Source organism: Halarchaeum nitratireducens (assembly GCF_014647155.1).
Lineage (GTDB): Archaea > Halobacteriota > Halobacteria > Halobacteriales > Halobacteriaceae > Halarchaeum > Halarchaeum nitratireducens.
On the sequence record NZ_BMOQ01000003.1, the window covers coordinates 243,804 to 267,274 of the forward strand.

The following is a 23,471-nucleotide window of genomic DNA, read 5'->3' on the forward strand; positions in this document are numbered from 1 at the left end:
ATACCACTGGCGGCGGGGATCGCCGGCCCGCGACGCTCCCCGCGTCGCTGGCGTTCAGCGATCCACGGGCTACAAGTCCTCGACGAGCGCACGTCGACGTATGCGCCTCGCTGACGCCACGTGGACCGACGCCGACGCGGCCGCCGTCGACGTCGTCTTCCTCCCGGTCGGCAGCACCGAACAACACGGCCCGCACGCGCCCCTCGGGACCGACTCGTTCACGGCCGAGACCGTCGCCGAACGGACGGCCGACGCCTACGCCGGTACCGCGGTCGTCGCGCCCACCGTCTCCGTCGGCGTCTCCGAGGAGCACCGGCAGTTCACCGGGACGCTCTGGGTCTCGCCGGACACGTTCCGCGCGTACGTCCGCGACACCGTCGCGTCGCTCGCCCACCACGGCTGGACCGACGTCGTCGTCGTCAACGGCCACGGCGGCAACGTCCCCGCCCTCGGCGAGGTGTGCGCGGCGATCAGTCGCCACGACGACGCCTACGCCGTTCCCTTCACGTGGTTCGACGCCGTCGGCGAGCACGCCACCGACATGGGCCACGCCGGCCCCCTCGAAACCGCATTCCTCAGACACGCGCGCCCCGAGTCCGTCCGCGAGGACCGGATCGACGCCGCGCGCGAGGGCGCGAGCGACCGCTGGGGCGAGTGGGTCTCGGCCACCAACCTCGCGCACGACTCCGCCGCGTTCAGCGAGAACGGCGTCGTCGGCGATCCCGGCGTCGACACCGAGGCGCGCGGCGCCGAACTCCTCTCGCGCGCGGTCGACGCGCTCTGCGACCTCGCGGACGCGGTCACGGCGCGCGACGCCGATCCGGTCCCGCACCGCTGACACGCCCCGACCTCGGTCGCCGAGCGTCGCCACTCGACCGCGCGGCTCGCGCGGTCCGACCGTCGTGGTCGGTCTACTCGCCGTCCGCGGTTCCGTCGGCCGACTCGTCGGCCGCCGCGTGTAGCTCCTCCAGCTCGCCGCGGAGCTCGGGGATCGCGGAGGCGAGATCGGCGACCGCGTCGCTCACCTCCTCCAGGTCGTCGAGGACGTCCTCGATGCGCTCGATCTCGTCCGCGAGGTCGTCGGCGTCCTCGAAGGCGTCGGCGCGCTCGCCGATGGTGTACCACTTCTTCGCGTCCCGGAGGTGGGCCTCCACCTCCTCGACCGCGAGCGCGGTCCGCAGACCGTTCAGCACGCCGAGCGTGTTGTCCGCCTCGACGTCCCACACCGCCGACGCGCTCGGGAGCGCCTCGCGCGCCCCCGCGAGGTGATCCTCGACGTCCGCGCGGATCTCGGTCGCCGCCTCGCCGAACAGTTCCTCGTCGTCCAACCCCGATTGGCTCATGAAACGTGCTACGCACCCCCGTAGTTTAAAACTCCACCCCGATTCCGCCGACGACGCGCCCGTGACCCCGCTCACACCCCCCGCGTGCTTCCGCGCTCCGTCGGCCCGGACCGACGCTCTCGCCGCGCTCACTGTTCACGTCCATTCGCCGTTCGCTCGCCTGGCCGGCCCGCACACCCGCCCGGGCCCGCCTACGTCTCCACTTCGACGAGCTCCATCAGCGGGTAGCCGTCGTCCATCTCCATCCGCGCGACCGCCCGCGTCCCCTCGTAGTCGACGACGACGTCGACCTCCATGAAGCGGCCCGTCAGCTCCGTGTACGCCGCCGGCCCGCCCGCCAACTCGGCTTCCAGCGCCGCCGTCAGCACGTCGACCGTCACGTCGGTGCAGTACGGCTGGTTCTCGATCGCCTCCTCCATCGCCGTCTCCAGACTGGGCGCGCTCGCGGGGCTGATCGGCGTCCCCGCGAACTGGTGGTAGAGCGTTCCGAACTTGATACCGACCTCGAACGCCGCCTCCTCGGCACTGCTGACCATATCGTCACGCCCGACGCGCGCCGGTATGGGCCTTCCCGTTCGTCCCGCCCAGACGCCCCTCCGCGCCGTCCCTCTCTCTCTCTCCCACACCGACCGAAACTCTAACACGCCCGGGACCGAACCGAGCGAACGATGTCCCTGAACATCGGTGACGCGCTCGAAACCGCCGTCAGCCGCACCACGACCCGTGCCGGGCTGACGCTCGCGTGCGCGTTCTTCGTCCTCCAGTTGCTCGTCACGCTGTTCACCACGAACATGAACGCGGCCATCCAGTCGGTCGCCCCGCCCGGCGAGATCGCGCCGATCGTCCTCCCCGTTGGCGCGCTCGCGAGCGGCGTCCTCAGCCTCGTCGCCTACGTCCTCTTCGCCTACATCGGCATCGTCGCCATCCGCTCGATGGTGAGCGACGTCACAGACCACGTCCCCGGGGAGTTCTTCACTCGGAACGTCGGTCCCGCCCTCGTCTGGTGGTTCGTCGCCTCCATCGTGGTCGGGATCCTCGTGACCATCGGGTTCGTCCTGCTCGTGGTTCCGGGGATCTACCTCGCGCTCGGTCTCGCCTTCACGCTCGTCTACGTCGCCGTCGAGGACGAGACGGCCTTCACCGCGATGCAGTCCTCGTGGGACCTCGCGTCCGGCAACCGGTGGCGCCTCCTCGCGACCTTCCTCGTTCCGGGCGTCGTCTACATTCTCGTCGCCGGCATTCTCGGCGTCATCCTCCCGTCGACGACCGTCGCGGGATGGGTGCTCACGGGCCTCGTCGGCGCCGTCTGGGCGGTCTTCATCCAGGCGCTCCTCGGCGCGTGTTACCGACAGCTCCGCGACGCGGCCGACGACGCCGGTACCGAGAGCGACGTCGGGCCCGCCGACGGCGGCGACGACGCCCCGCACGCCACCGTCGCGGACGCCTGAGCGAACCGCGCCTTACTTTATCGTCGCCGTCCCACTTCGAGTCGAATGGACGAACTGGTCCTCCTCACGGGCGCGCGGGGACGCGTCGGGCGAGCGGTACTGGAGGGTATCGGCGACGCGTACGAGTGGCGGTTGTTCGACCGTGACCCGCCCGCCGAGGAGTCCGACCACGAGTTCGTCGTCGCCGACGTGACGGACGACGAGGCCGTCCGCGACGCGATGGCCGACGTCGACACCGTCCTCCACCTCGCCGGCGACCCGCGCCCCGAAGCGCCGTGGAAATCCATCCTCACGAACAACATCGACGGCACGCAGACGGTCTACGAGGCCGCCGTCGACACGGGCGTCGAGCGCGTCGTCTTCGCCTCCTCGAACCACGCCGTCGGCCACTACGAGACCGAGCGCAAGCCCGACATCTACCGCAGGGACGACGACTACCTCCTCGACGGGAGCGAACTCCCCCGGCCCTCGAACCTCTACGGCGTCTCCAAGGCCGCCGGCGAGACGCTCGGGCGGTATTACCACGACGAGCACGACCTCTCGGTCGCCTGCGTCCGCATCGGCAACCTCACGAAGGGCCATCCCCCGATCGACTACGAGCGCGGGCAGGCGATGTGGCTCTCCTATCGGGACTGCGCGCACCTCTTCGAGCGCTGCATCGAGGCCGATTACGGCTACGAGATCGTCTACGGGATCAGCGACAACGACCGCAAGTACTACTCCTTGGAGCGCGCGAAGGAGGTCCTCGGCTACGCTCCGCGGGACAACTCCGCCGAGTACACGATGGGCGGCGAGCCGAAGGAGAACGTCTGAGACCGGCGCGCGACCACCCAACTTATCCGGTATAAACCCGTAGCGGTGCCCATGAGACACCCCGGACTCAAGCTCCGGATGGCGGTCGTGGGCGCGATCCTCTTCGCGTTCTACGCCGTCGTCGCCGCGGTCGCGTACGCCATGGGCGTCCCGCTCGTCCTCGTGCTCCTCGGGAGCGTCGCGCTCGTCGGCGTCCAGTACAAGATCGGCAAGTGGTCGGCGTTGCGATCGGTCGGTGCCGAGGAGATGCCCGAAGACGGCAGGTGGGGCGACGTCCACCGCCGCGTCGAGGCCCTCGCCGACGACATGGGCATCGAGAAGCCGCGCCTGATGGTCGCGGACATGGGCGTCCCGAACGCCTTCGCGGTCGGCCGCAAGGGCGCGGCGACCGTCGTCGTCTCGAACGAACTCGCACGAACCCTGAACGACGACGAACTCGAAGGCGTGCTTGCGCACGAGCTCGCGCACGTGAAGAACCGCGACGTCGTCACGATGGTGATCGGACAGGGGATCGCTTCGATCGTCGGGATCGCCGCGCAGTGGCTCGTCCTCCTCAGCGGCGACAACGACATCGCGGACTTCTTCCTCTCGATGCTCGTCGGGACCGCCGTCCAGTTCGTCGTGATGCTCTTCGTCCTCGCCATCAGCCGCTACCGCGAGTACGTCGCGGACGCCGACGCCAAACGGTACATCGGCAGCGGCGAACCCCTCGCCCGCGCGCTGGAAAAGATTCAGCGCGGTAACGAGGCCCCGAGCGCGAGCGGGTCCGCTACCCGCCAGCGCGGTCGGCGCGGCCGCGGTCAGCGCTCTCGCGGCGGCCAGTCCAGCGGCGTGAACGAGCAGGTCGGCGCGCTCTGCATCTTCGACGACGACGATCGCTCGCTGGTGACGAAGCTCGTCGCCACCCACCCGCCGGTCGAGAAGCGTATCGCGCGCCTCCGCGAGTGATGGAGCCGCGCACCGCGCTCGCCGTCGGCCTCGGTGCGGGTCTCGGCGCGCTCTGCCTCGCTCGGCCGGACGTCGTCCGTCGACTCAGCGCGTTCGGCGCGACGACGCCCGACCGGACGGGCCAGTACGGCGACGACGGCCCGGCGTCGACCCGCGCGACGTGGGTCGTCCGCGCGCTCGGCGCGCTCTGTCTCGCCGTCGCCGCGTACGTCGCGGTCGCGTAGCCCGATCCCGAATCGCTACCCGAACAGCCCTTCGACGTCCGCCTCGCGCGCTTCGCGTCGCTCCACGCGCTCGACGAGCCGCTGGTACGCGACCGGGCGGGCCTCGGGGTCGGTCACGACGTCGTAACAGAGCGCTACGAACGCGTTCGCCTCCCCGTCGAGGTCGGATCGCGCGTATTCGACCGCCTGCTCGACGCGCGCCCGGTCACCCCCGGCCGCGGCCGCGACCGCCGGCGCGAGCGTCAACACGCCGCCGACATCGAGGTCGTCGAGCGCGACCGGCTCCCCGTCGAGCGCGATCGCGGGCGGACGACGCCGCGCTATCACCTCGGGATCGGCCGCGACCGTATCGAGGTAGTCTCGGAGCGCCGCGACGCCCACCCCCCGTTTCACGTCGAACTCCGACAGCGTCTCGCTCGCCGCTCGGGCGTCCGCCGCGACCCGGTCGAACGATCCGGCGCGACCGCGGACGATCATGGACGCAGCGTCGGCCAACCGCTCGCCCGGCTCGTTCGCGTCGCGCCAAACGTCGCGTGCCGCGGCGTACTCCCCGGCGTCGAACGCCGCGATGCCGGCGCGCACTCCCTCGTGCATACTCGACGTTTCGCGTCGCGCGGAGAAAGACGTGGCGCACGCGGGGGCGTGAGGGTGGGGGGCGGGGGTGACCGCGTGCCGCCGTGACGGACGACGAAGCGGCGTGTCACGACGACCGGATCCCTCGCTGTCGCCCGTCGTCTACGGTTCGACGACCGTCCGGACGTGACTGGCCGGAACGGTGAGGCGGAGCCTCGTCGCGAAGTACCGTGAAGGAACGTCCGGACGGAGATTTGAACTCCGGTCCCTGGCTCCGCAAGCCAAGAGGATAGTCCACTACCCTACCCGGACTCACTCTCTCGTAGCCGCAGGGTACGTAAAGCGGTTACGATTCGACCCCGTCGTGGGTGTGGATCGCGTCCCGCACGCGCCGCCGCGCGACCGCGAGTTCAAGGCGAATGGAGAACTGACGTACGACCGATGAGCGACCGACAGCGGGCCGGAAACGGGCAAGGACAACGCTTATGCGCGGGCCCACCTTGGGCTGAACTACGATTATCATGGGTGCGATAGAGGATACGTACGCCGACCTGGAGACCGACGAGGTCTCCCTCGACGAGTTCCGCGAGGCCGTCGCGGAGAAGGTCGAGCAGATGGGTGGGCTGGCGGACGACGAGACGGCCGCCATGCTCCTCGCGCACGAGCTACAGGACGGGGAGGTGAACGGGATCGCCGACGTCACCCCGGAGATGGACGAGGCGAAGTTCGTCGGCAAGGTCGTCTCCGTCGGCGAACTCCGGACGTTCGAGCGCGACGACGAGGACGCGGAGGACGGGCGCGTGCTGAACGTCGACGTCGCGGACGAGAGCGGGACGGTCCGCGTCTCGCTGTGGGACGAGCAGGCCGCGAACGCCGCGACGGAACTCCAAGCCGGCGACGTCATCCGGGTCGCCGGGCGGCCGACGGACGGCTACAACGGCGTCGAAGTGAGCGCCGATCGCGTCGAACCGGACCCCGACGTCGACATCGACGTCCAGGTCAGCGACACCTACCGAGTCGACGACCTCTCGGTCGGACTCTCGGACGTCACGCTCGTCGGCGAGGTGCTCGACACGGACGCCGTGCGAACGTTCGAGCGCGACGACGGGAGCGAGGGGCGCGTTTCCAACCTCTCGGTCGGCGACGAGACGGGCCGCGTGACGGTGACTCTCTGGGACGACCGGACGGCGGCCGCCGACGAGTTCGGACCGGGCGACGTCGTGGAGATCGTGGACGGCTACGTCCGGGAGCGCGACGGCGCGATCGAACTCCACGTCGGAGACCAGGGCGCCGTCGAGGCCGTCGACGCGGACGTCGAGTTCGTTCCCGAGTCCACGCCGATCGACGACCTCGAAATCGACGACGTCGCGGACATCGCCGGCGTGATCCGATCCGTGGACGAGAAGCGGACGTTCGAGCGCGACGACGGGAGCGAGGGCCAAGTCAGAAACGTCCGGTTACAGGACGACACGGATGACATCCGGGTCGCGCTCTGGGGAGAGAAGGCGGATCGCGACGTCGGACCGGGCGACGAGGTGCTCTTCACCGACGTCGAGATTCAGGACGGCTGGCAGGACGACATCGAGGCCTCCGCGGGATGGCGCGCGAGCGTCGTCGAACTCGCGGACGGCGCGACGACGGCCGTCGGGGACGACGAGTCGTCGTCGGAGGAGACGACCGGACTCGGTGCGTACGCGGACGGAACCGCGCCCGAGACCGACGAACGCGACGCGGGCGACGGCGATGGCGCCGACGACGCTGGCGAGGACGTCGAGTTCACGGGGACGGTCGTGCAGGCGCGCGATCCCGTCATCCTCGACGACGGGACGGAGACGATGAGCGTCGAGACGGACGCGGACGTCACGCTGGGGGAGACGGTGACGGTCCGCGGGCCGGTGCGCGACGAGCGCCTCGACGCGGAGGAAGTCCGCTAGTTCTTCCCCGTTCCGTCACGTTCCTCTCCACCTCGACGTCTCGATTTGGGACGTCTTCGGCCCCGGTCGCTCCGGGTCGTCCGCCGTGTGGTCGCGGGGACGCGGCCGGTCACTCACGCGGCCGTGGCGATGACCGCCCGTCGGCGATTCTACGTCGATCGGGGACGGAAAACGTTAAGGGTCGTACACGCACGTTTCAGGGTATGAGTGTCGAGCTCCCGTTCGCGCCGGTGGACACGGTCATCCGGCGCGAAGCCGGCGACCTCCGCGTGAGCGCGGACGCCGCGGAGGAACTCGCCCGCCGCATCCAGCGTCGCGGTGCGGCCCTCGCCCGGGAGGCCGCGGAACACGCGACCGACGCGGGCCGCAAGACCCTGATGGTCGAGGACTTCGGCTTTGCGGCCGAAGCGCCCGAACGCGACGATCTGACGCTGCCGGTCGCGCCGGTCGATCGGATCGCTCGCCTCGACATCCCGGACGAGTATCGAGTGGCGGCCGACGCCCGCGTCGCGCTCGCCGCACACCTGGAGGCGTTCGCGGACGACGCCGCCGAGGGCGCGGCGACGCTCGCCCGCCACGCCGGTCGTCGCACCGTGCAAGCTGAGGACGTCGAGACGTACTTCGAGCTCGTCGGATGAGATTCGGCGTCAGCGACGTCTGCGCGGAGCACGACCCGGGCGACCGACATCCGGAGAACCCCGACCGGATCCGCGCGATCAGGCGCGCGCTCCAGAAACGCCACGGCATCGAGTACGTCACGGCCGACCCCGCCGACGAAGACGACGCCCGTGCCGTTCACGACGCCGACTACGTGGACGAGATCCGCGAGTTCTGCGACGACGGCGGCGGGAGCTGGGACCCCGATACCGTCGCCGTCGAGGCGACGTGGCGCGCCGCGCTCGCTTCGGCCGGCCTGTCGATGTGGGCCGTCGACGCCGCGCTCGACGGCGACGATGGCCGGACGACGCCGTTCTCGCTCGGTCGACCCCCCGGACACCACGCCGTCGCGGACGACGCGATGGGGTTCTGCTTCCTGAACAACGCCGCCGTCGCCAGCCAGCACGCCCTCGACGCGCGCGACGTCGAGCGCGTCGTCGTCTTCGACTGGGACGTCCACCACGGTAACGGGACGCAGGACATCTTCTACGACCGCGGCGACGTCTTCTACGGATCGATCCACGAGGACGGCCTCTACCCCGGGACGGGCGACATCGAGGAGACCGGCACGGGTGACGGCGAGGGGACGACGATGAACGTCCCGCTTCCCGCCGGCGCCGACGACGCCGACTACTGTCTCATCTTCGACGAGGCGTTCGCGCCCGCCATCGAGTCCTTCGATCCCGACCTCTTCCTCGTGAGCGCGGGGTTCGACGCCCACCGCCACGATCCCATCTCTCGGATGCACGTCTCGACGGACGGCTACGGCGCTCTCACGACCCGCGTGCGCGACCTCGCCGACCGCTGCGACGCCGCGCTCTCGTTCGTCTTAGAGGGGGGCTACAGCCTCGACACGCTTTCCGAGGGCGTCGGGATGGTCCACGAGGTCTTCGACGGCCTCGTCCCGGAGGGCCCGGACACCGACCCCTCTGAGGAGGCCGCGGCCGTCCTCGACGACGTCCGAGACGCTCACGGCCTCGGGTCGAAGTAGGCCGCGAGCTCCGTCCCGAACTCCTCCGCGAGCACCGCGACGTCGGCGTCCGCGAGGACGACGTAGTCGCCCGCCGCGACGAGACGTTCGACCGCGTGGCCGAGCGCGACCGACTCCAACTCCGATTCGGCGAACGCCGCCGCGCTCCTCACCGACCGCTCGCGCTCGACGACGTAGCGATCGCCGTCGATGTACGGCCCGTACACCGCGTCGTCGTCCGCGTACTTCTCGTAGAACCCCGCGGCGTGCTCGCCGACGTGCACCGGCGGCCCGCGGTGTCGTTCGATCGCCGGGAGCTCCGCGACCGCGAGCTCGCAGAAGAGGACCGCCGTCTCGTCCGCCCACGTCGCCGCGCGCACCACCTCGAAGCCGCGTTCCTCCAGGCCGCGGACGAGGCCGTCGAGCGAGCGACGGAGCTGCGGATAGCGCTGGTCCTCGACGAGCCCCGCGAGCCGCTCGTCGTCGAACCGAACCGCGAGCGCGCGCGTCCCGCGGTCGGCGAGCGCCGCCCGCACCGCCGCGGCGTCCATCGGGTCGCGCGCCGACGTGAAGAAGTAGCTCTCACGTGGGTCGTCGCGGAACCGCCGGGCGTAATGCTGGAGGCGCGCGACGTTCGCCGCCGAGACGACGGCCGCGACGTTCCGTTCGGGGTCCGTCGGGTCGACGACGACCAGCGGGTCGTCGAAGCTCGCCTCCCCGTGACTCTCCGGATCGAGTTCCACCGGCGGGTGCCACTCCGCGGCCGCCTCCAAGAGCGCTCGGAAGCCCCCGTATTCGAGCACGAGGAGCTCCGTGAGGTAGCCCGAGAACCCCTCGGTCTTCAGATCCGAGCCGTACGCGCCGATCCCCTTCAGGAACTGCTTGCAGAGCCGAACGTCCGCCGCGAGGTCGTCGTCGAGGCGCGTCGCGAGATAGTCCGTGTGGAACGGCGTCCGATCTACGGCCGAGCGGATCTCGCGGGCCGATTCGACGGCGTAGCACGGAACGAGATCGACGTCGTACCCCTCGAACTCCCCCTTCACGTACGGGTGTTCGGCGTACTCCTCGTGGCCGTTCGGGAGGACCGCGTTCCCGACGGCGAGGCCGTGTTCCTCCAGCTCGTCGCGCTCCAGCGACGGCGGGAAGCGCACGAAGACGTCGATGTCCCGATCGCCGCGCACCCACGTTCCGCGGGCCGTACTCCCCACGCGGACGACGTCCGCGTCGAGGTCGCGCTCGTCGATCGCCGCCTCTGCGCGCTCGACGAGTCGATCGGCCACCGTCCGCAGTCGCTCGCGCTCCGTGGCCGTCGGGTCCACGCGCTCCCGAACCGCCCGCAACACGGCGTCCGTCTCGGTCATGACCGCGTTACGCCCGCCTCGTTTCAAAACCCGTCGGTGGCCGCGTCCGGGGGAAAACGAAAGCCATATTTGAACGACACCGCTACGGTTGAGTGCGAGCAAGCCGCCATAGCTCAGTTGGTAGAGCACCTGGTTGTTACCCAGGTTGTCCCAGGTTCGAGCCCTGGTGGCGGCGTACTTTTGCGAAGCAAAAGTGGGCTCAGTCAGACGCGCGGCGTCTGACGCGAGTTCAGAAACGCGTAGCGTTTCTGAAAACGGCGCTCCTCACTTCGGCCGTCGCTTCACGAGACACAGAGTGCCTCGTTCGCATGCAGAACGCGTACACGTTCTGCACACGGCGTCCATTCCCCCTCGGAATTACGTCTACCCAGAAACGCATCGCGTTTCTCCACTCGCTTCCGTCCGTGCCCCTCGCCGCCTCGACGGGGCGAGTCCCGACACCCTAAAGACGACGCGCCCGATACGGCGGTACGAGGGCCCTTAGCTCAGTCTGGTTTACAGCCCCCGGCTCATACCGGCCGCGACGACCAGTCCGACCGTGGGACACCGGGTGATCGGTGGTTCAAATCCGCCAGGGCCCATTCTCCTCCCGCAGACTCGTCGGCGTTCGCTTGACACGCTACGGTCTGCGTGGACGCCCGACGCTCGTCGTCACTGCCTGCGCGTCACTCCTCGTCGCCGCCCTCGTCGGCGTTCTCGGCGAACCCCTTGTACGTCTCGCTCGGTTCCTCGTTGCTGAACGGGGAGCTCTCGCTTTCGCTGTCGTCGCCGTCGTCGGTCATACTCCCCCCGTGGGCGCGCGCCCCCGTATACGTTCCCCCTACATCGGGTGCGTGACGACCGCGCTGAAGACGATCCAGACGATCGATCCGCCCTCGATGGCGTAGACGTAGTTGAGTCGATACGCTTGTTCCGACGCCGAGCGTTTCGCGTCGCGGATCGCCGCCGGGTAGATCGTCCCGACGGCGTGATGGAAGTAGTCCTCGACGTCGATATCGTCCTCGACGAGTTCCTCGAAGCTGTCCGCGTTCATCCCGGCGCCGACCGGTGCGCCGCGCAAGAGCCCGAAACACCAGATCGAGACCGCGATCAGCCCGAGCACGCCGATGGCGGTGTAGAAGAGGAGGAGACTCGACGGGCGCGTCCGGTAGAGGCCGGCCGCGAGGATCGTCAGGATGACGGCGTTGAGCCTGATGACCTGATAGGCGCGCGTGTTCAGCTCTTCGAGGGTGTTAAGGTGGGTTTCGAGGACGAACCGCGCGTCCTCCAGCACCTCGCCGTCGTCGTCCATCGCGTGCGCTGTCCGTACGCCGCGAGCGCCCTTGAACGTCGGTGTCGAGACGCGTCGGCCGGCCGGCGGCGTTTCGGCCCCCTCCTCGCTCTCGGCCCGTTCCTTTACCACGCCGCCGCCGCTGTTCTTCCCCATGGCCGATGCACCGCCGGTCGACGAGTCGCACATCGGCGAGACGCCCCTGCTACGGGTCGAGCACCCCGACGTCCCCTGCGAGGTGTACGCGAAGCCTGAGTGGTACAACCTCCACGCCCACCCGTACGGCGGCGGGTCGGTGAAGAGTCGGATCGCGCGCTCGATGCTGGACGCCGCGGCGGCGGCTGATGACCTCAACGACGACGCGCTCGTCGTCGAGCCCTCGTCGGGGAACACGGGGACGGCGCTGGCGCGCCTCGGCGTCGCGCGCGGCTACGACGTCGAGATCGTGATGCCGGCGGAAGCCCCGGTCGAGAAGGCCGAGGCGATCCGGGCGGCGGGGGGGACGGTGACGGTCGCGCCGGACTACGAGACGATGTTGGCCGTCGCTGATCGTCGCGTCACCGAGGCGGACGCGTACATGCCGGATCAGTACGCGAACCCGGCGAACCCCGCAGTCCACGAGCGGACGACGGGTCCGGAGATCCGCGCGCAGACGGCCGAGCGTGTCACGCACTTCGTCGCGGGTGCGGGCTCAGGCGGCACCGTCACGGGCGTCGGCCGCGCGCTCCGCGAGCGCGGCGACGTGACGGTCGTCGGCTACGAACCCGCGGAGCCGCGCCACGGCATCGACGGGCTCAAATACGTGCGCGGGTCGCGCTACCACGATCCGGCCGTCTACGCGGCCGACGAACTCGACGCCGTCCTCTCGATTTCGACCGCCGACGCGTACTACGAGGCGCGGCGCCTCCGCGAGCGCTACGCCGAGCGCGATCCCGAGATCCACGACACCGGGCAGTACGACGCCGCGCTCGTCCGCGAGCACCTCCGCGCCGACGGCGAATTCCTCGTCGGGCCGTCCTCGGGGGGCGCGCTCGCCGCGGTGACGCGTCTCGCCGACCACGGCGACCTCGGCTCCGACGACGTCGTCGTGGTTCCCTTCCCGGACCGCGGTGATCGATACGCCCACGTCCCGCTCTGGGACGACTACCTCTAGGGCCCGTCGGATCCCGTCGTTTTTCCGGATCGCCCCGAAAGCGGGGCGTGATGGCCGCCCGCCACGCGTCCGACCGCGATCGCCGCGGTCCATCCTCCACACGTCACGCGTCGCACGCCGATCGCCGCGCGGCTCGTTCCCTCGACCGCCGCGCCTCGTTCGTCCACCACGTCCTCTCGCACTCCCCCGGCCGTGAGTGACTCGGAGACCGACGCGCGGACGGCCGCGCGGCGCACCGCGTCGTTCCTCGCCGTCGCCGCCGCGACTCTCTATCCGCTCGCCGGCGTCCTCGCGTTCGGCTGGGATCTCCTCACCGTCCTCGTCCTCTACTGGGTCGAGATGGGCGTCGCCGCGCTCTGGGGCGTCCCGCGGGCGCTACTCGCCGTCCCGTTCGACCGCTCGGTGAGCTCGCACGCCCTCCCGCTCGCCGGCCTCCGCGAGAAACGCGGCGGGTGGACCTATCGGGGTCACACGCTCTACGTCCGCAACGTCCCGACGGCGCTCCTCCAGCTCTCGATGCTCGGGACCGTCTGGGGCGGGATCGGCCTCTACTTCGCCTACGCCCTCGATCTGTGGGGCGCCCTCGGGGACGCGCGATGGCTCACCGTCGCCGCGGGCGCGCTCGCGATCGCCGTCGCGCACGGCGTCTCCTTCGTCCGCGAGTACGTCGGCGAGCGGGCGTACGAGCACACGTCCGCCCGGATGGCGATCTCTCACACCGGCCAGCAGACCGTCTTCGTGTTCTTACTCGCCGTCCCGGTCGCCGCGAGCGAGTCGTTCCGTGCGGGTGGACTCGCGGTCGTGACCGGCGTCGTCGCCGCGAAACTCCTCGCGGAGACGTACCGCCGCGTGACCGACGACGAACCCGGCAACGGCGTCTTCGCCGCGGTCTTCGGCGACCGGGACACGACCGTCGACGCCCCGACCGTCCCGGTTCCCGAGGGCGACCCGGACGCCGTCCGCACGCCCGACCCGCGCGCCGTCCGCATGGAGTGCGCCTGTCGCGGGCTGGCGACGCTCGTCAGTCGGCCCGCGGTCCTCTGTGCGCTCGCGGCCGCCTTCCTCGCGGTCGTCCTCCGCTCGCCCCTCGCGCTCCTCCCCGCCTCGCTCCTCGTCGCTAGCGTCTGCCTTGGCGCCGCGGGTCGCTACCTCCGACTCGGGACGATGGCGTTCCACCGGTACGGCGAGACGCTCGTCGGCCACGACCGCCTGCTCGACGAACCGCAGTGGCGCGCCCCCCTCGACGTCTGCGAGGGGTCGATCCCCCGACGCCTCATCGATCGGGTCGCCGACACCGCGCTCGTCGAGCTCGACTGGCGCGACCCGGGCGACGGGTACTGGCCCGACGCCGCGTACGACCCGGAGCGGACGCGCGCGACTGTCGGTCCGTTCGCGGCGTTCAGCGACGCCGTCGTCGCGCTCGACCTCCCCGTGCGTCCCGCAGAACGTCCCGAACCGAATCGGACGGTGGCGTACGCGGCGCTCGCGTTCGTCGCCGCCTTCGCGTGCGTTCCCGCGGCGGCGTGGCACGTCAGCCACGACCCGGCCGTCATCGTCGTCGCGTTCCTGTCGCTCGTCGTCGTCGGGCCGTTCGTCGTCGTGGCCGTCTACTACCTCTGAAGTCTTCCCTTCGCCCACCGACACCCGTTTTGCCCTCGCGCGCCACGTTCCACCATGCCCGGTCTCGACCTCGACCCGACGCAACTCGACCGGTACTCCCGGCACATCATCATGGACGACGTCGGCCCGGAGGGCCAGGCCGCCCTGCTCGACGCCGACGTCCTCGTGATCGGCGCGGGCGGCCTCGGCTCGCCGGTCATCGAGTACCTCGCGGCGGCGGGCGTCGGCACGCTCGCCGTCGTCGACGACGACACCGTCGAGCGCTCGAACCTCCAGCGACAGATCGTCCACCGCGACGCGGACGTCGGCACGCCCAAGGTCGACTCCGCGCGCCGCTACGTCGACGCCCTCAACCCGGACGTCGACTTCGAGGGTCACGACGTTCGCCTGACGCGCGAGAACGCCCGCGACCTCGTCGCCGATCGGGACTTCGTCGTCGACTGCACGGACAACTTCGGGACGCGCTACCTCGTCAACGACGTCTGCGTGCTCGCCGGCGTCCCGTTCAGCCACGGCGCGATCTACAAGTTCGAGGGCCAGGCGATCACGGTCACCCCCGACGGCCCCTGCTATCGGTGCGTCTTCCCCGAGGCGCCCGAGGAGGGCACCGTCCCGGACTGCGCGACCGCGGGCGTCCTGGGCGTGCTCCCCGGGACCGTCGGCTGTCTGCAGGCCACGGAGGCGGTCAAGTCGATCCTCGGCGTCGGCGACCTCCTGACGGGGCGACTGCTCCACTACGACGCCGCGAGCGTCGGCTTCGAGGCGGTACCAATCGCCCGGAACCCGGACTGTCCCGTCTGCGGCGACGACCCGATCGAGAGCGTCGAGGACGTCGAGTACTCCGGCGGCTGTACCGTCGTCTGAGTCGGCGCCTTCATCACCAAAGCCGGAGCCACCCCGCGGTATGTCCTGACGACGGCCGCGCACGCCCCGCGGAACCGGCGGTGCGACGTGCGTTCTCTCCCGCGCCCCATCGCGCGCCGCCTGCTCGCCCCCTCAGGCGACCCGATTATCGCAGCTCTCTGCTCACCGTCCGCACGAGTCCGTCGATGATCTCCGGCGTCGTCGGGTGGAACGACCGATCCGGAACGTCCCGGACGTCCATCCCGGTCTCAACGAGCACCTGCAGCGTCTTCGCCATCACGTCGGCCTCGTAGTGCCACCCGTGGTAACCGAGTACGGTTCCGTCCGTCGCGTCGACGACGAGCTCCGCCCGGCCGCGTGCGGCGTCTTTCGTCCGGAAGACGCCGTCGTCGCTCGCTTCCCGTGACGCCGTCAGCACGTCGTGGCCCGCGTCCTCCGCCTCGCCGGGCGTCATGCCGACGGTGACGTACGGGTAGACGCCGGCCGCGGTGAAGACCACGCGGTGCGTGATCGGATCGTACGTCTCCAGCGCCTCGCCGCGCCAGTCCGCGAGGACGTTTCGCGCCGCGACCTCGCCCTCCTCCTTCGCCGTGTGGAGGAGCTCGCGCTCGTCGACGACGTCGCCCGCGGCGAACACCCTCGGATCGTCGCGCGCCCGAAGCGTTCCCGGATCGACCCACCCCTCGGTCGGCTCGATCCCCGTCGCCTCGAAACCGAGCCCGTCCGTGCTCGGGACGCGTCCGGTGAAGCAGAACAGCCGATCGGCCTCGATCGTCTCCGTCTCGCCGTCCCGCTCGACGGTCACTCGGACGCCGCCGTCCTCCGTCGCCGCGACGCGCCGTTCCTCGGCGTTCGTCAGCACGTCGACGCCGAACTCCTCGCGGTAGCACTCGACGACGCCGTCACCGACTGCCGGGGCCGCCCGGTCGAGCGGCCGCGCGTCGTGCTCGATCACCGTGAGGTCCATCCCGCCCGCCTCCGCGAGGTACGGGACCAGTTCGAGACCGACGGCGCCGAACCCCAGGACGACGCCCGACGCGGGCAACTCGGTCGCGTCGAGGACGTCCGCTGAGTCCATCGGCTCGACGTCGTCGATTCCGGGGAGGTCGGGCGTCCGGGGCGTCGAACCGGTCGCCACGATCACGTAGTCCGGCTCGTACCGCTCGTCCCCGACCGCGACGACGCCGTCGTCGACGAACCTCGCGCTCTCGTGGTGGAACGTCACGTTCTCGCGCTCGGCGAGGTCGTGCACGGCGTCGCGTCGGTGGCGTGCGAACTCGGCCGTGTGGTCGTCCTTGTGGGCGACGACCCGATCGAGGTCGATGTCGACGTCGGCGTCGAGGCGCGGATCCGAGCGCGCCTGATAGCCGTGTTGGGCCGCGCTCAACACCTCCTTCGAGGGCATACAGCCGCGGAGGATACAGAGCCCGCCGCCCGGATCGCCGTCGTCGACGAGTGTCACTTCGGCGTCGCCGTCCGCGAGGACCTCCGCGGCGGCGACGCCCGCGCTCCCGTACGCACCGATGACGAGGACGTGCATACCGTCGTCTACGCGAGGCGGTGCCGAAAAGCCGCGGGGCCGTCAGCGCGCGATATCGTCGCCCGAGCGATCGAGGACGGCCTCGACCTCTTCGGGTGTGACGAGCGCGGTGTCGCCCGGGATGGTGCGCTTGAGCGCGGCGGTCGCGGCCGCGTACTCAAGCGCGACGGGCACGCCGTCGCCGCGGAGGCGGCGTGCGAGGAAGCCGCCGACGAAGGCGTCGCCCGTCCCGACCGCGTCGTGCGTGTCGGCCTCGAACGCCGGCTGTTCGACGACGTCGCCCGCGTGCCACGCGAGCGCGCCCGCCGCGCCGCGCGTCACCACGACGGTCTCGAAGCCCCACTCCTCGGCGAGGTCGCGCGCCACGCGCTCGGCGTCGCCGTCGAGCCCGAGGACGTCTCTGGCGTCGCGGACCGCCGTCACGAGCACGTCGATGTCGGGGAAGAGCGATTCGAGGACCGGGCGCGCCTCCGCCGGGCTCCAGAGCTTCGAGCGGTAGTTCACGTCGAAGACGGTCGTCGCCCCCGCCTCTCCCGCCAGCGCGAGCAGGGCCGCCGTCGTCCCTTCGAGGGTGTCGGAGAGCGCGGGCGTGATGCCCGAGGTGTAGAACGCGTCGCTCCCCTCGATCCGTTCCGTCGGGAGCTCGTCCGGCGTCGCCGTCGTCACCGCCGCGTCCGCCCGGTCGTAGATGACGTTCGTCGGGCGCGGCGCCGAGGCCTGTTCGAGGTAGTAGGTTCCCTGTCGTCCCTCGTCGCTCCAGACGACGTCCGCCGTGGTCCCCTGCGCCTCGACGGTCGCCGTCACTTTCCGCCCGAGCGCGCTGTCGGGGAGCTTCGAGAGCCACGTGGTGTCGAGACCGAGGCGGCCGGCGTTCACCGCGACGTTGCTCTCCGCGCCCGCGGCGCGGAACTCCAGTTCGGACGCCCGTTCGAGGCGCTCCTGTCCCGGCGGGCTGAGGCGCAACATCGTCTCGCCGAACGTCACGAGGTCGCTCATGTCACGGCCGACGACGCCGCCCCAAATCAATCCGCGGGATTCCCCGCCCACTCATACCCCCCTCGTCCGTACTCGGGAGCGTCATGTTCGAACGAGACACGGACGACCTCTCGGCGAGCGAGCGCGAGCGCATCGTCAAGACGGCCGTCAGCCCGCGTCCCGTGGCGTGGGTCGGGACGCGCGACGCGTCCGGCGCCGACAACCTTGCCCCGTTCAGCTCCTATACGTACGTCGGCGCGGAGGACCCGTCGGTGTTGTTCACGGCGAGCCGCCGCGACGGCGAACTGAAGGACACCCCGCGAAACGTCATCGACACCGAGGTCTTCTCGGTGAGCGTCGCCACCGCGGACGTCCTGGAGACTGTCGACCACACCGCCGCCGATCCCGAGGAGGGCGACGAGTTCGACCTCGCGGGCGTCGAGCGCGCCGAGTGCGATCGGATCGACGCCCCGTACGTCGCGGACGCCCCGATCGCCATGGAGTGTACCCTCCACGACCGCCAGGAGATCCACGGCCGCACGATGCTCATCGGCGACGTCGTGCGCTTTCACGCGGCCGACGCCGCGATGCGCGACGGGCAGGTCGACTCCCGCGAGATCACGACGATCGGCCGTCTCGGCGGGCCCTACTACACGTACACGGAGCCCGTCGAGTTCGAGCGGCGCTACTGACTCACTCCGGCGCGCGGTCCTGATGGCCGGGGTAGTCCCGCTCGAATCGCCGGTCGAGCTCCGCCGCGTCGATCTCGACGAGCACCGGCCGACCGTGCGGGCACACCCACGGTTCCGCGCAGTCGTCGAGTCGGTCGAGGAGCGCCGTCACGTCCCCCTCGGGAAGGGACGTGTTCCCCTTGATCGCGGGCGCGCACGCCATGTCGGCGAGCAGGGCGTCCGCGGCGTCGAGAACCGCGTCGCCCGCCGCGGCGCTCGTCGCGGACGCGATGACGTCTCGCACCAACGCGGCGTCGAGCGCGTGGCCGAACACCGCGGGAACGGCCGTCACGACCGCGTGCGTCCCGTTCAGCTCGGCCTCGAAGCCCGCGTCGCGGAGCGCGGGTAGCGCCGCCTCGAAGCTCGCCGCCTCCGCCGCCGTCAGCGACACGTCGGCGGGCGTCACCAGCGCCTGCGAGTCCGGCGAGTCGTCGAGCTCCGCGCGCAGCGCCTCGTAGCGCACCCGCTCGTCTGCCGCGTGCTGGTCGATCACCACGAGGCCCTCAGCGGTCGCCGCGACGACGTACGTCTCGTGGAGCTGCCCGAGAACGCGGAGCGAGGGGAGGCGCTCGCGCTCGGGCGCGTCGTCGGTCTCCGCCGTTCCGGGCAGCCGGGCGTTACGCGTCGCGCCGGCGATCCGCCCGGATTCGCGCTCGCCTCCGGCTCCGGGTCCCCCGTCGTCGGCGCGCGTCCCGCGTGACCGCGGCGACGACCGTTCCGACGCCGACGCGCCCGAGCGTGTCCCGCTCGCCGCCGGCGCGCCGTGCGACGACGTCCTACGTGACGACGGATCCCGCCCGCCCGGCCCGCTCGACGACCCGTTCGCCGATCCGGCCGCGTTCTCGCTCCCGCCCGTTTCCCCGTCGTCGCTCGACCCGCTCCTCACGGCGCGCTCGACGCCGTCGTCCCCGGGCGCGATCGCGGCGTCCGTCGGCTGTGAGGCCCCACGAGGCGCCCGCGTCCGCACGAGGCCGTGCTCGCGGAGCGCGTCGCGCACCGCGTCCGTCACCGCCTCGCGGACGCCGGCCTCGTCCTCGAATCGCACCTCCATCTTCCGCGGGTGGACGTTCGCGTCCACCTCGCGCGCGCGGAGCTCGACGTCGAGGACGGCGAACGGGAAGCGATCGGCGGCGAGCTGCGTCCCGTACGCCTCGACGATCGCCTCGCGCAGCACCCGATCGCTGACGTAGCGGCCGTTGACGTACGTGGCGAGGTAGTCGCGCGTCGAGCGCGTCGTCTCCGGGTGGCTCACGTACCCCCGGACGCGCTCGATCGCCCCCTCGGGCGCGGCGTTCACCCTGATCATCGACTCCGCGACGTCGCGCCCGTAGACGGCGAGGAGCGCGGAGCGCACGTCGCCGTCGCCCGGCGTGGCGAACGTCTCCGTCCCGTCGTGTTCGAGCGACACCGCGACGTCCGGGTTGGCGAGCGCGTAGCGTGATACCGCGCGGTTGACGTGGCCGAACTCGGTGCTCTCGGCGTTCAGGAACTCCCGGCGCGCCGGCGTGTTGTAGAAGAGGTCGCGGACCGTCACCGTCGTCCCCGGCGCGCGCCCCGCGGGGCCGACCGATTCGACCTCGCCGCCGGCGACGCGTACCTCCGTCCCGCGACCGCCCTCGCGGGGCTTCGTCGTCACCGTCAGCCGCGACACCGCGGCGACCGTGTGGAGGGCTTCGCCGCGAAAGCCCAGCGTCCCGACGTGCGCGAGGTCGTCGGCGTCCCGGATCTTCGACGTCGTGTGTCGCTCGATCGCCGCCTCGGCGTCCGCGCGCGTCATCCCGATCCCGTCGTCGCGCACGATCAGCTCGTCTGTCCCGTCGCCCGTCACCGACACCTCGATCCGCGATGCGTCCGCGTCGAGGGCGTTCTCCACGAGCTCCTTCACGACCGACGCGGGCCGCTCAACGACCTCGCCGGCCGCGATGCGATCGACCGTCGCCGCGTCGAGCTCGCGGATCTCCGCTCCCGTCTTGCCCCCGCCGTCGCCCTCGCTCATGGCCGTGGATGGCCGCACGCCCACATCAATCCGGCGCTCGTCGCGCTCCGTCGGCTCGCTCAGTCCAACCGCTTTTGCCACTCGTTGACGCGCTGGAGGAGATCGAGCGGCGAGGAGTTGTTCACGTCGGTGTTGCGCAGCTCGTCGAGGACGGCCGCCGCCTCGGAGTCGAGGGCCGCCGCGTCGTCCTCACCGTCGCCGGCCGCGTCTTCACCCTCTCCCCCGCTCTCGCCCGTAGCGCCTTCGTCGGTCCGCAGCTCGCCGCTTCCGAGGTCGAAGACGACCTGCTCGCTCCCCTCGCTCCCGCCGCGGACGTCGATCGCCTCGTCCGCGCGGAGGCGTTCGAGGACGTCGCGCGAGCGCGACACTACGGGATCGGGGACGCCCGCGAGGTCGGCGACGTGGATGCCGTACGAGCGATTCGCGGGGCCCTCCGCGACCGTTCGGAGGAACGTCACGTCGCCGTCGCGTCCCGTCGCGGGACCGGACTCCTCCTCGCTTCCAGCCGACGCGTACGACTCGTCGTCGACCTCGACGTGGACGTTTCGCACGCCGTCGAGACGGTCGGCGAGCGCCGTCAGCTCGTGGTAGTGCGTCGCGAACAGCGTCTTCGCGCGCACCTCGTTGTGGAGGTACTCCGTCGCCGCCCACGCGATGCTGATGCCGTCGTCGCTCGCCGTCCCGCGGCCCACCTCGTCGAGGACGACGAGCGAGTCCGCCGTCGCGGAGTGGAGGATGTTCGAGAGCTCCTGCATCTCGACCATGAACGTCGAGCGTCCCTGCGCGAGTTCGTCGAGCGCGCCGACGCGCGTGTAGACGCCGTCGACGAGTCCGATCTCGGCCGACTCGGCGGGCACGAAGCTCCCCGCCTGCGCGAGCAGGACGATCAGCGCCGTCTGGCGCATGTAGGTGCTCTTCCCGCTCATGTTCGGACCCGTCACGACGAGGAAGCGCCGGCCCTCGCCGAAGCGCGCGTCGTTCGGCACGAACTCCACCGCCTGCTCGACGACCGGGTGGCGACCCGCGCTCACGTCGAGCGATCGGTCGTCGCGGAGCTCGGGGCGCGTCCACCGGTTCGCGCTCGCGTGCTCCGCGAAGCTCGCCAGCGCGTCCACCTCCGCGAGCGCTCGCCCCGCGTCCTGCAACAGCGAAGCGTGTGCGGCCACCTCGGCCCGCAGTTCGTCGAACAGCTCGCGCTCGCGGGCCGCGCGCTCCTCCTCGACGCGGAACAGCGCCCGCTCCTTCTCGTCGAGCTCGGCGCTTCGATAGCGCTTCGAGTTCTTCAGCGTCTTCACCTCGCGGTAGTCGTCGGGGACGCGATCGGTCTGCGAGTGACCGACCTGGAGGTAGTATCCGTCAGTCTTGTTCCGATCCACCGTCACCCGCGAGAGCTCGCTCTCCGCCTTGACGCGCTCGGCGAGCGTGTCGAACCACGCAACGAGCTCGTCGTGTTCGGCCGCGAGCTCGTCGAGCGTCTCGTCGTAGCCGCGCGCGAAGATCCCCGTCTCGCCGCCGGGATCGTCGGCGAGCGCGTCGTCCACCGTCTCGCGCAGGGCGGCCGCGTCGTCGGCGTCCACCCGCGCGAGCACGTCGCCCAGCGGCGAGTCGGCCAGTGAGGGCGACGACGCCACGCGTTCGCGGAGCGCGTCGAGGCGCTCCAAGGTGTCGACGACGCGTTTCAGCGCGCCCGGATCCGCGCTCCCGGACGTACACCGCGCGGCGAGGCGTTCGAGGTCCGCCGCGCCGTCCAGCGTCTCGCGCACCGCGTCGCGTTCGAGCGCGTCGTCGGCGAGCGCCGCGACGCAGTCGTGTCGGCGTTCGAGCTCCCCGCGCCGTTGCAGCGGTCGGACGAGCCACGCCTCCAAGCGGCGCGCGCCCATCGCCGTCACCGTGTGATCGAGCGTCGCCGCGAGCGATCCCTCCCTGTCGCCGCGCATCGTCTCGGTCAGTTCGAGGTTGCGCCGCGTCGTCGGGTCGAGCGAGACGTGATCGTCCGCCCGATAGGGCTGGACGCGGGTCAGCGACGAGAGCACGCCGACGCCCGTCTCCGCGACGTAGTCGAGCGCCGCGCCCGCCGCCCGCACGCCCGGCCCCTCCGGTTCGACGCCGACCGCGTCCAGCGCGCCCTCGCCGAACTGCTCGCGGACACGGTGGGTGGCCTTCCCGGGTGCGAACGCCTCCGTCCCGTGGACGCTCAGCGTCGCGTCCGCGTCGTCGCGCACCGCGTCGCAGAAGTCGTCGTCGCCTCGCAGTACCGGCCCCGGCAACACCTCCTCGGGACCGAAGCGCCCGAGCTCCGCCAAGGCCGTGCGTTCGTCTCCGACCTCGGTCAGGCGGAACGCCCCCGTCGTCACGTCCACCGCCGCGAGCCCGTACGCGTCGCCCTCGCGCACCACGGCGACGAGGTAGCGCGCGTCGGCCCCCGTCGCCTCCAGGAGGGTGCCCGGCGTCGCCGTCCGCGTGATCTCGCGCGTCGTGTCGTCGTCGCCGCGCTGCTCCGCGACCGCGACCGTGTAGCCCCGCTCCACGAGCGACTTCAGGTAGGGCGTCAGCTCGCTCAGCGGGACGCCGGCCATCGGATACGACGAGCCGTGACTCGACTTCTCGGAGACCTTCAAGTCGAGCTCGTCGGCGACGAGACGCGCGTCGTCCGCGAAGAACTCGTAGAAGTCCCCGACCTGCATGGCGAGGACGTCCGCGTCCGACTCCTCCTTCAGTGCGAGGAACTCCTCGACGATGCCGGTCACGCCGCCCTCACCCGGGTCTGCACCGTCGTCTCGATCATGGCGGTAGGTGGCCGCGAGCGAGTAAGAACGCACCGCCTCGCCCCGGCGCTCTCTCTTTAAGTGTCTCTCGCCACAAGTAGTAGATACGAGCGAGGGACGACGGCCGGCGTCGTCCCGATTCTACGCGTTCTCGTCGCCGAGCGGCGCGTTTCGACTCCGCTTTCGCGGTGAGCGGGTCGCTTCGCGCCCCGCGCGACGGAAACGGATGGGAGGGAACCCCTCCGGTCTGATATATACCTATCATATAAACGATCTATAGGGTGTT

At 71.0% G+C, this 23,471-nt stretch carries 21 protein-coding genes and 3 tRNA genes; 14 read left to right on the forward strand and 10 right to left on the reverse strand.

The annotated features are described in order from the left end of the window. The first annotated feature begins 100 nt into the window (after positions 1-100). Positions 101-838 (forward strand): creatininase family protein, encoded by a 738-nt coding sequence (locus IEX91_RS05850; protein WP_188877681.1) that lies wholly within the window; start codon positions 101-103, stop codon positions 836-838. A 73-nt stretch (positions 839-911) separates the two neighbouring features. Here the strand turns inward: IEX91_RS05850 and IEX91_RS05855 are convergent, their stop codons facing one another. Beyond that, positions 912-1,343, reverse strand: a complete 432-nt coding sequence (locus IEX91_RS05855) for a DUF5790 family protein (RefSeq protein ID WP_188877682.1) — start codon at positions 1,341-1,343, stop codon at positions 912-914. Between the two features lie 191 nt (positions 1,344-1,534). After that, positions 1,535-1,879, reverse strand: coding sequence for a dihydroneopterin aldolase family protein (locus IEX91_RS05860; RefSeq protein WP_188877683.1), 345 nt, complete (start codon positions 1,877-1,879; stop codon positions 1,535-1,537). 132 nt (positions 1,880-2,011) lie between these two features. Here IEX91_RS05860 and IEX91_RS05865 point away from each other — a divergent pair, with 132 nt between their 5' ends. The 4 genes from IEX91_RS05865 to IEX91_RS05880 all read left to right on the forward strand — a co-directional run bounded on the left by IEX91_RS05865 (position 2,012) and on the right by IEX91_RS05880 (position 4,776). Continuing rightward, positions 2,012-2,791 carry a glycerophosphoryl diester phosphodiesterase membrane domain-containing protein gene (locus tag IEX91_RS05865; protein ID WP_188877684.1) on the forward strand — a complete coding sequence of 260 codons (780 nt, stop codon included), beginning with the start codon at positions 2,012-2,014 and terminating at the stop codon, positions 2,789-2,791. Between the two features lie 45 nt (positions 2,792-2,836). Further along, entirely contained in the window at positions 2,837-3,604 is a 768-nt protein-coding gene (azf, locus tag IEX91_RS05870) for an NAD-dependent glucose-6-phosphate dehydrogenase Azf (RefSeq protein WP_188877685.1), read from the forward strand. A gap of 78 nt (positions 3,605-3,682) precedes the next feature. Further along, positions 3,683-4,552, forward strand: a complete 870-nt coding sequence (locus IEX91_RS05875; protein ID WP_188877918.1) for a M48 family metallopeptidase — start codon at positions 3,683-3,685, stop codon at positions 4,550-4,552. Continuing rightward, positions 4,552-4,776, forward strand: coding sequence for a hypothetical protein (locus tag IEX91_RS05880; RefSeq protein WP_188877687.1), 225 nt, complete (start codon positions 4,552-4,554; stop codon positions 4,774-4,776). The genes IEX91_RS05875 and IEX91_RS05880 overlap by 1 nt, the downstream gene beginning before the upstream one ends. Before the next feature lie 15 nt (positions 4,777-4,791). Here IEX91_RS05880 and IEX91_RS05885 read toward each other — a convergent pair whose 3' ends face one another. Together IEX91_RS05885 and IEX91_RS05890 are read right to left on the reverse strand one after the other, a co-directional pair. After that, positions 4,792-5,370, reverse strand: coding sequence for a hypothetical protein (locus IEX91_RS05885; RefSeq protein ID WP_188877688.1), 579 nt, complete (start codon positions 5,368-5,370; stop codon positions 4,792-4,794). Positions 5,371-5,588: 218 nt separating this feature from the next. Beyond that, positions 5,589-5,661 (reverse strand) — tRNA-Arg (locus IEX91_RS05890). A 209-nt stretch (positions 5,662-5,870) separates the two neighbouring features. Between IEX91_RS05890 and IEX91_RS05895 the strand changes: the two genes are divergently transcribed. The 3 genes from IEX91_RS05895 to IEX91_RS05905 all read left to right on the forward strand — a co-directional run bounded on the left by IEX91_RS05895 (position 5,871) and on the right by IEX91_RS05905 (position 8,931). After that, positions 5,871-7,283, forward strand: coding sequence for a single-stranded DNA binding protein (locus IEX91_RS05895; RefSeq protein ID WP_188877689.1), 1,413 nt, complete (start codon positions 5,871-5,873; stop codon positions 7,281-7,283). 203 nt (positions 7,284-7,486) lie between these two features. Continuing rightward, on the forward strand, positions 7,487-7,921 hold the full coding sequence (locus tag IEX91_RS16595; RefSeq protein ID WP_188877690.1) for a histone: 435 nt from the start codon (positions 7,487-7,489) through the stop codon (positions 7,919-7,921). Then, on the forward strand, positions 7,918-8,931 hold the full coding sequence (locus tag IEX91_RS05905; RefSeq protein WP_188877691.1) for a histone deacetylase family protein: 1,014 nt from the start codon (positions 7,918-7,920) through the stop codon (positions 8,929-8,931). Before IEX91_RS16595 ends, IEX91_RS05905 begins: the two co-directional genes overlap by 4 nt. Here IEX91_RS05905 and cca read toward each other — a convergent pair. Continuing rightward, positions 8,910-10,271, reverse strand: coding sequence for a CCA tRNA nucleotidyltransferase (gene cca / locus IEX91_RS05910; protein ID WP_188877693.1), 1,362 nt, complete (start codon positions 10,269-10,271; stop codon positions 8,910-8,912). The two genes, IEX91_RS05905 and cca, sit on opposite strands and share 22 nt — an antisense overlap. A gap of 102 nt (positions 10,272-10,373) precedes the next feature. On the opposite strand from cca, the gene IEX91_RS05915 reads away from it, so the two are divergent. Next, positions 10,374-10,446 (forward strand) — tRNA-Asn (locus IEX91_RS05915). 299 nt (positions 10,447-10,745) lie between these two features. Beyond that, a tRNA-Ile gene (locus IEX91_RS05920) sits at positions 10,746-10,852 on the forward strand. A gap of 239 nt (positions 10,853-11,091) precedes the next feature. Here IEX91_RS05920 and IEX91_RS05925 read toward each other — a convergent pair. After that, complete coding sequence (locus IEX91_RS05925) at positions 11,092-11,697, reverse strand: hypothetical protein (protein WP_188877694.1); 606 nt, start codon at positions 11,695-11,697, stop codon at positions 11,092-11,094. On the opposite strand from IEX91_RS05925, the gene IEX91_RS05930 reads away from it, so the two are divergent. From IEX91_RS05930 to ubaA, 3 genes are all read left to right on the forward strand, one after another. Further along, positions 11,696-12,694, forward strand: a complete 999-nt coding sequence (locus tag IEX91_RS05930) for a PLP-dependent cysteine synthase family protein (RefSeq protein ID WP_188877695.1) — start codon at positions 11,696-11,698, stop codon at positions 12,692-12,694. The two genes, IEX91_RS05925 and IEX91_RS05930, sit on opposite strands and share 2 nt — an antisense overlap. Before the next feature lie 192 nt (positions 12,695-12,886). Then, positions 12,887-14,314, forward strand: a complete 1,428-nt coding sequence (locus tag IEX91_RS05935; protein ID WP_188877696.1) for a DUF6498-containing protein — start codon at positions 12,887-12,889, stop codon at positions 14,312-14,314. Between the two features lie 54 nt (positions 14,315-14,368). Continuing rightward, positions 14,369-15,178 carry an SAMP-activating enzyme E1 gene (ubaA, locus tag IEX91_RS05940; protein ID WP_188877697.1) on the forward strand — a complete coding sequence of 270 codons (810 nt, stop codon included), beginning with the start codon at positions 14,369-14,371 and terminating at the stop codon, positions 15,176-15,178. A gap of 145 nt (positions 15,179-15,323) precedes the next feature. Here the strand turns inward: ubaA and IEX91_RS05945 are convergent, their stop codons facing one another. Together IEX91_RS05945 and kdgK1 are read right to left on the reverse strand one after the other, a co-directional pair. Beyond that, positions 15,324-16,718, reverse strand: coding sequence for a dihydrolipoyl dehydrogenase family protein (locus tag IEX91_RS05945; RefSeq protein ID WP_188877698.1), 1,395 nt, complete (start codon positions 16,716-16,718; stop codon positions 15,324-15,326). A gap of 42 nt (positions 16,719-16,760) precedes the next feature. Continuing rightward, a complete protein-coding gene (kdgK1, locus tag IEX91_RS05950; protein ID WP_188877699.1) occupies positions 16,761-17,714 on the reverse strand; it encodes a bifunctional 2-dehydro-3-deoxygluconokinase/2-dehydro-3-deoxygalactonokinase in 954 nt (317 codons plus the stop codon). Positions 17,715-17,797: 83 nt separating this feature from the next. On the opposite strand from kdgK1, the gene IEX91_RS05955 reads away from it, so the two are divergent. After that, a complete protein-coding gene (locus tag IEX91_RS05955; RefSeq protein ID WP_188877700.1) occupies positions 17,798-18,385 on the forward strand; it encodes a flavin reductase family protein in 588 nt (195 codons plus the stop codon). A 1-nt stretch (position 18,386) separates the two neighbouring features. Here IEX91_RS05955 and mutL read toward each other — a convergent pair whose 3' ends face one another. Further along, positions 18,387-20,420: a DNA mismatch repair endonuclease MutL gene (mutL, locus tag IEX91_RS05960; RefSeq protein ID WP_188877701.1), complete on the reverse strand. Its 2,034-nt coding sequence runs from the start codon at positions 20,418-20,420 to the stop codon at positions 18,387-18,389. A 59-nt stretch (positions 20,421-20,479) separates the two neighbouring features. Continuing rightward, complete coding sequence (gene mutS, locus IEX91_RS05965; protein WP_188877919.1) at positions 20,480-23,167, reverse strand: DNA mismatch repair protein MutS; 2,688 nt, start codon at positions 23,165-23,167, stop codon at positions 20,480-20,482. Positions 23,168-23,471 lie beyond the last annotated feature (304 nt).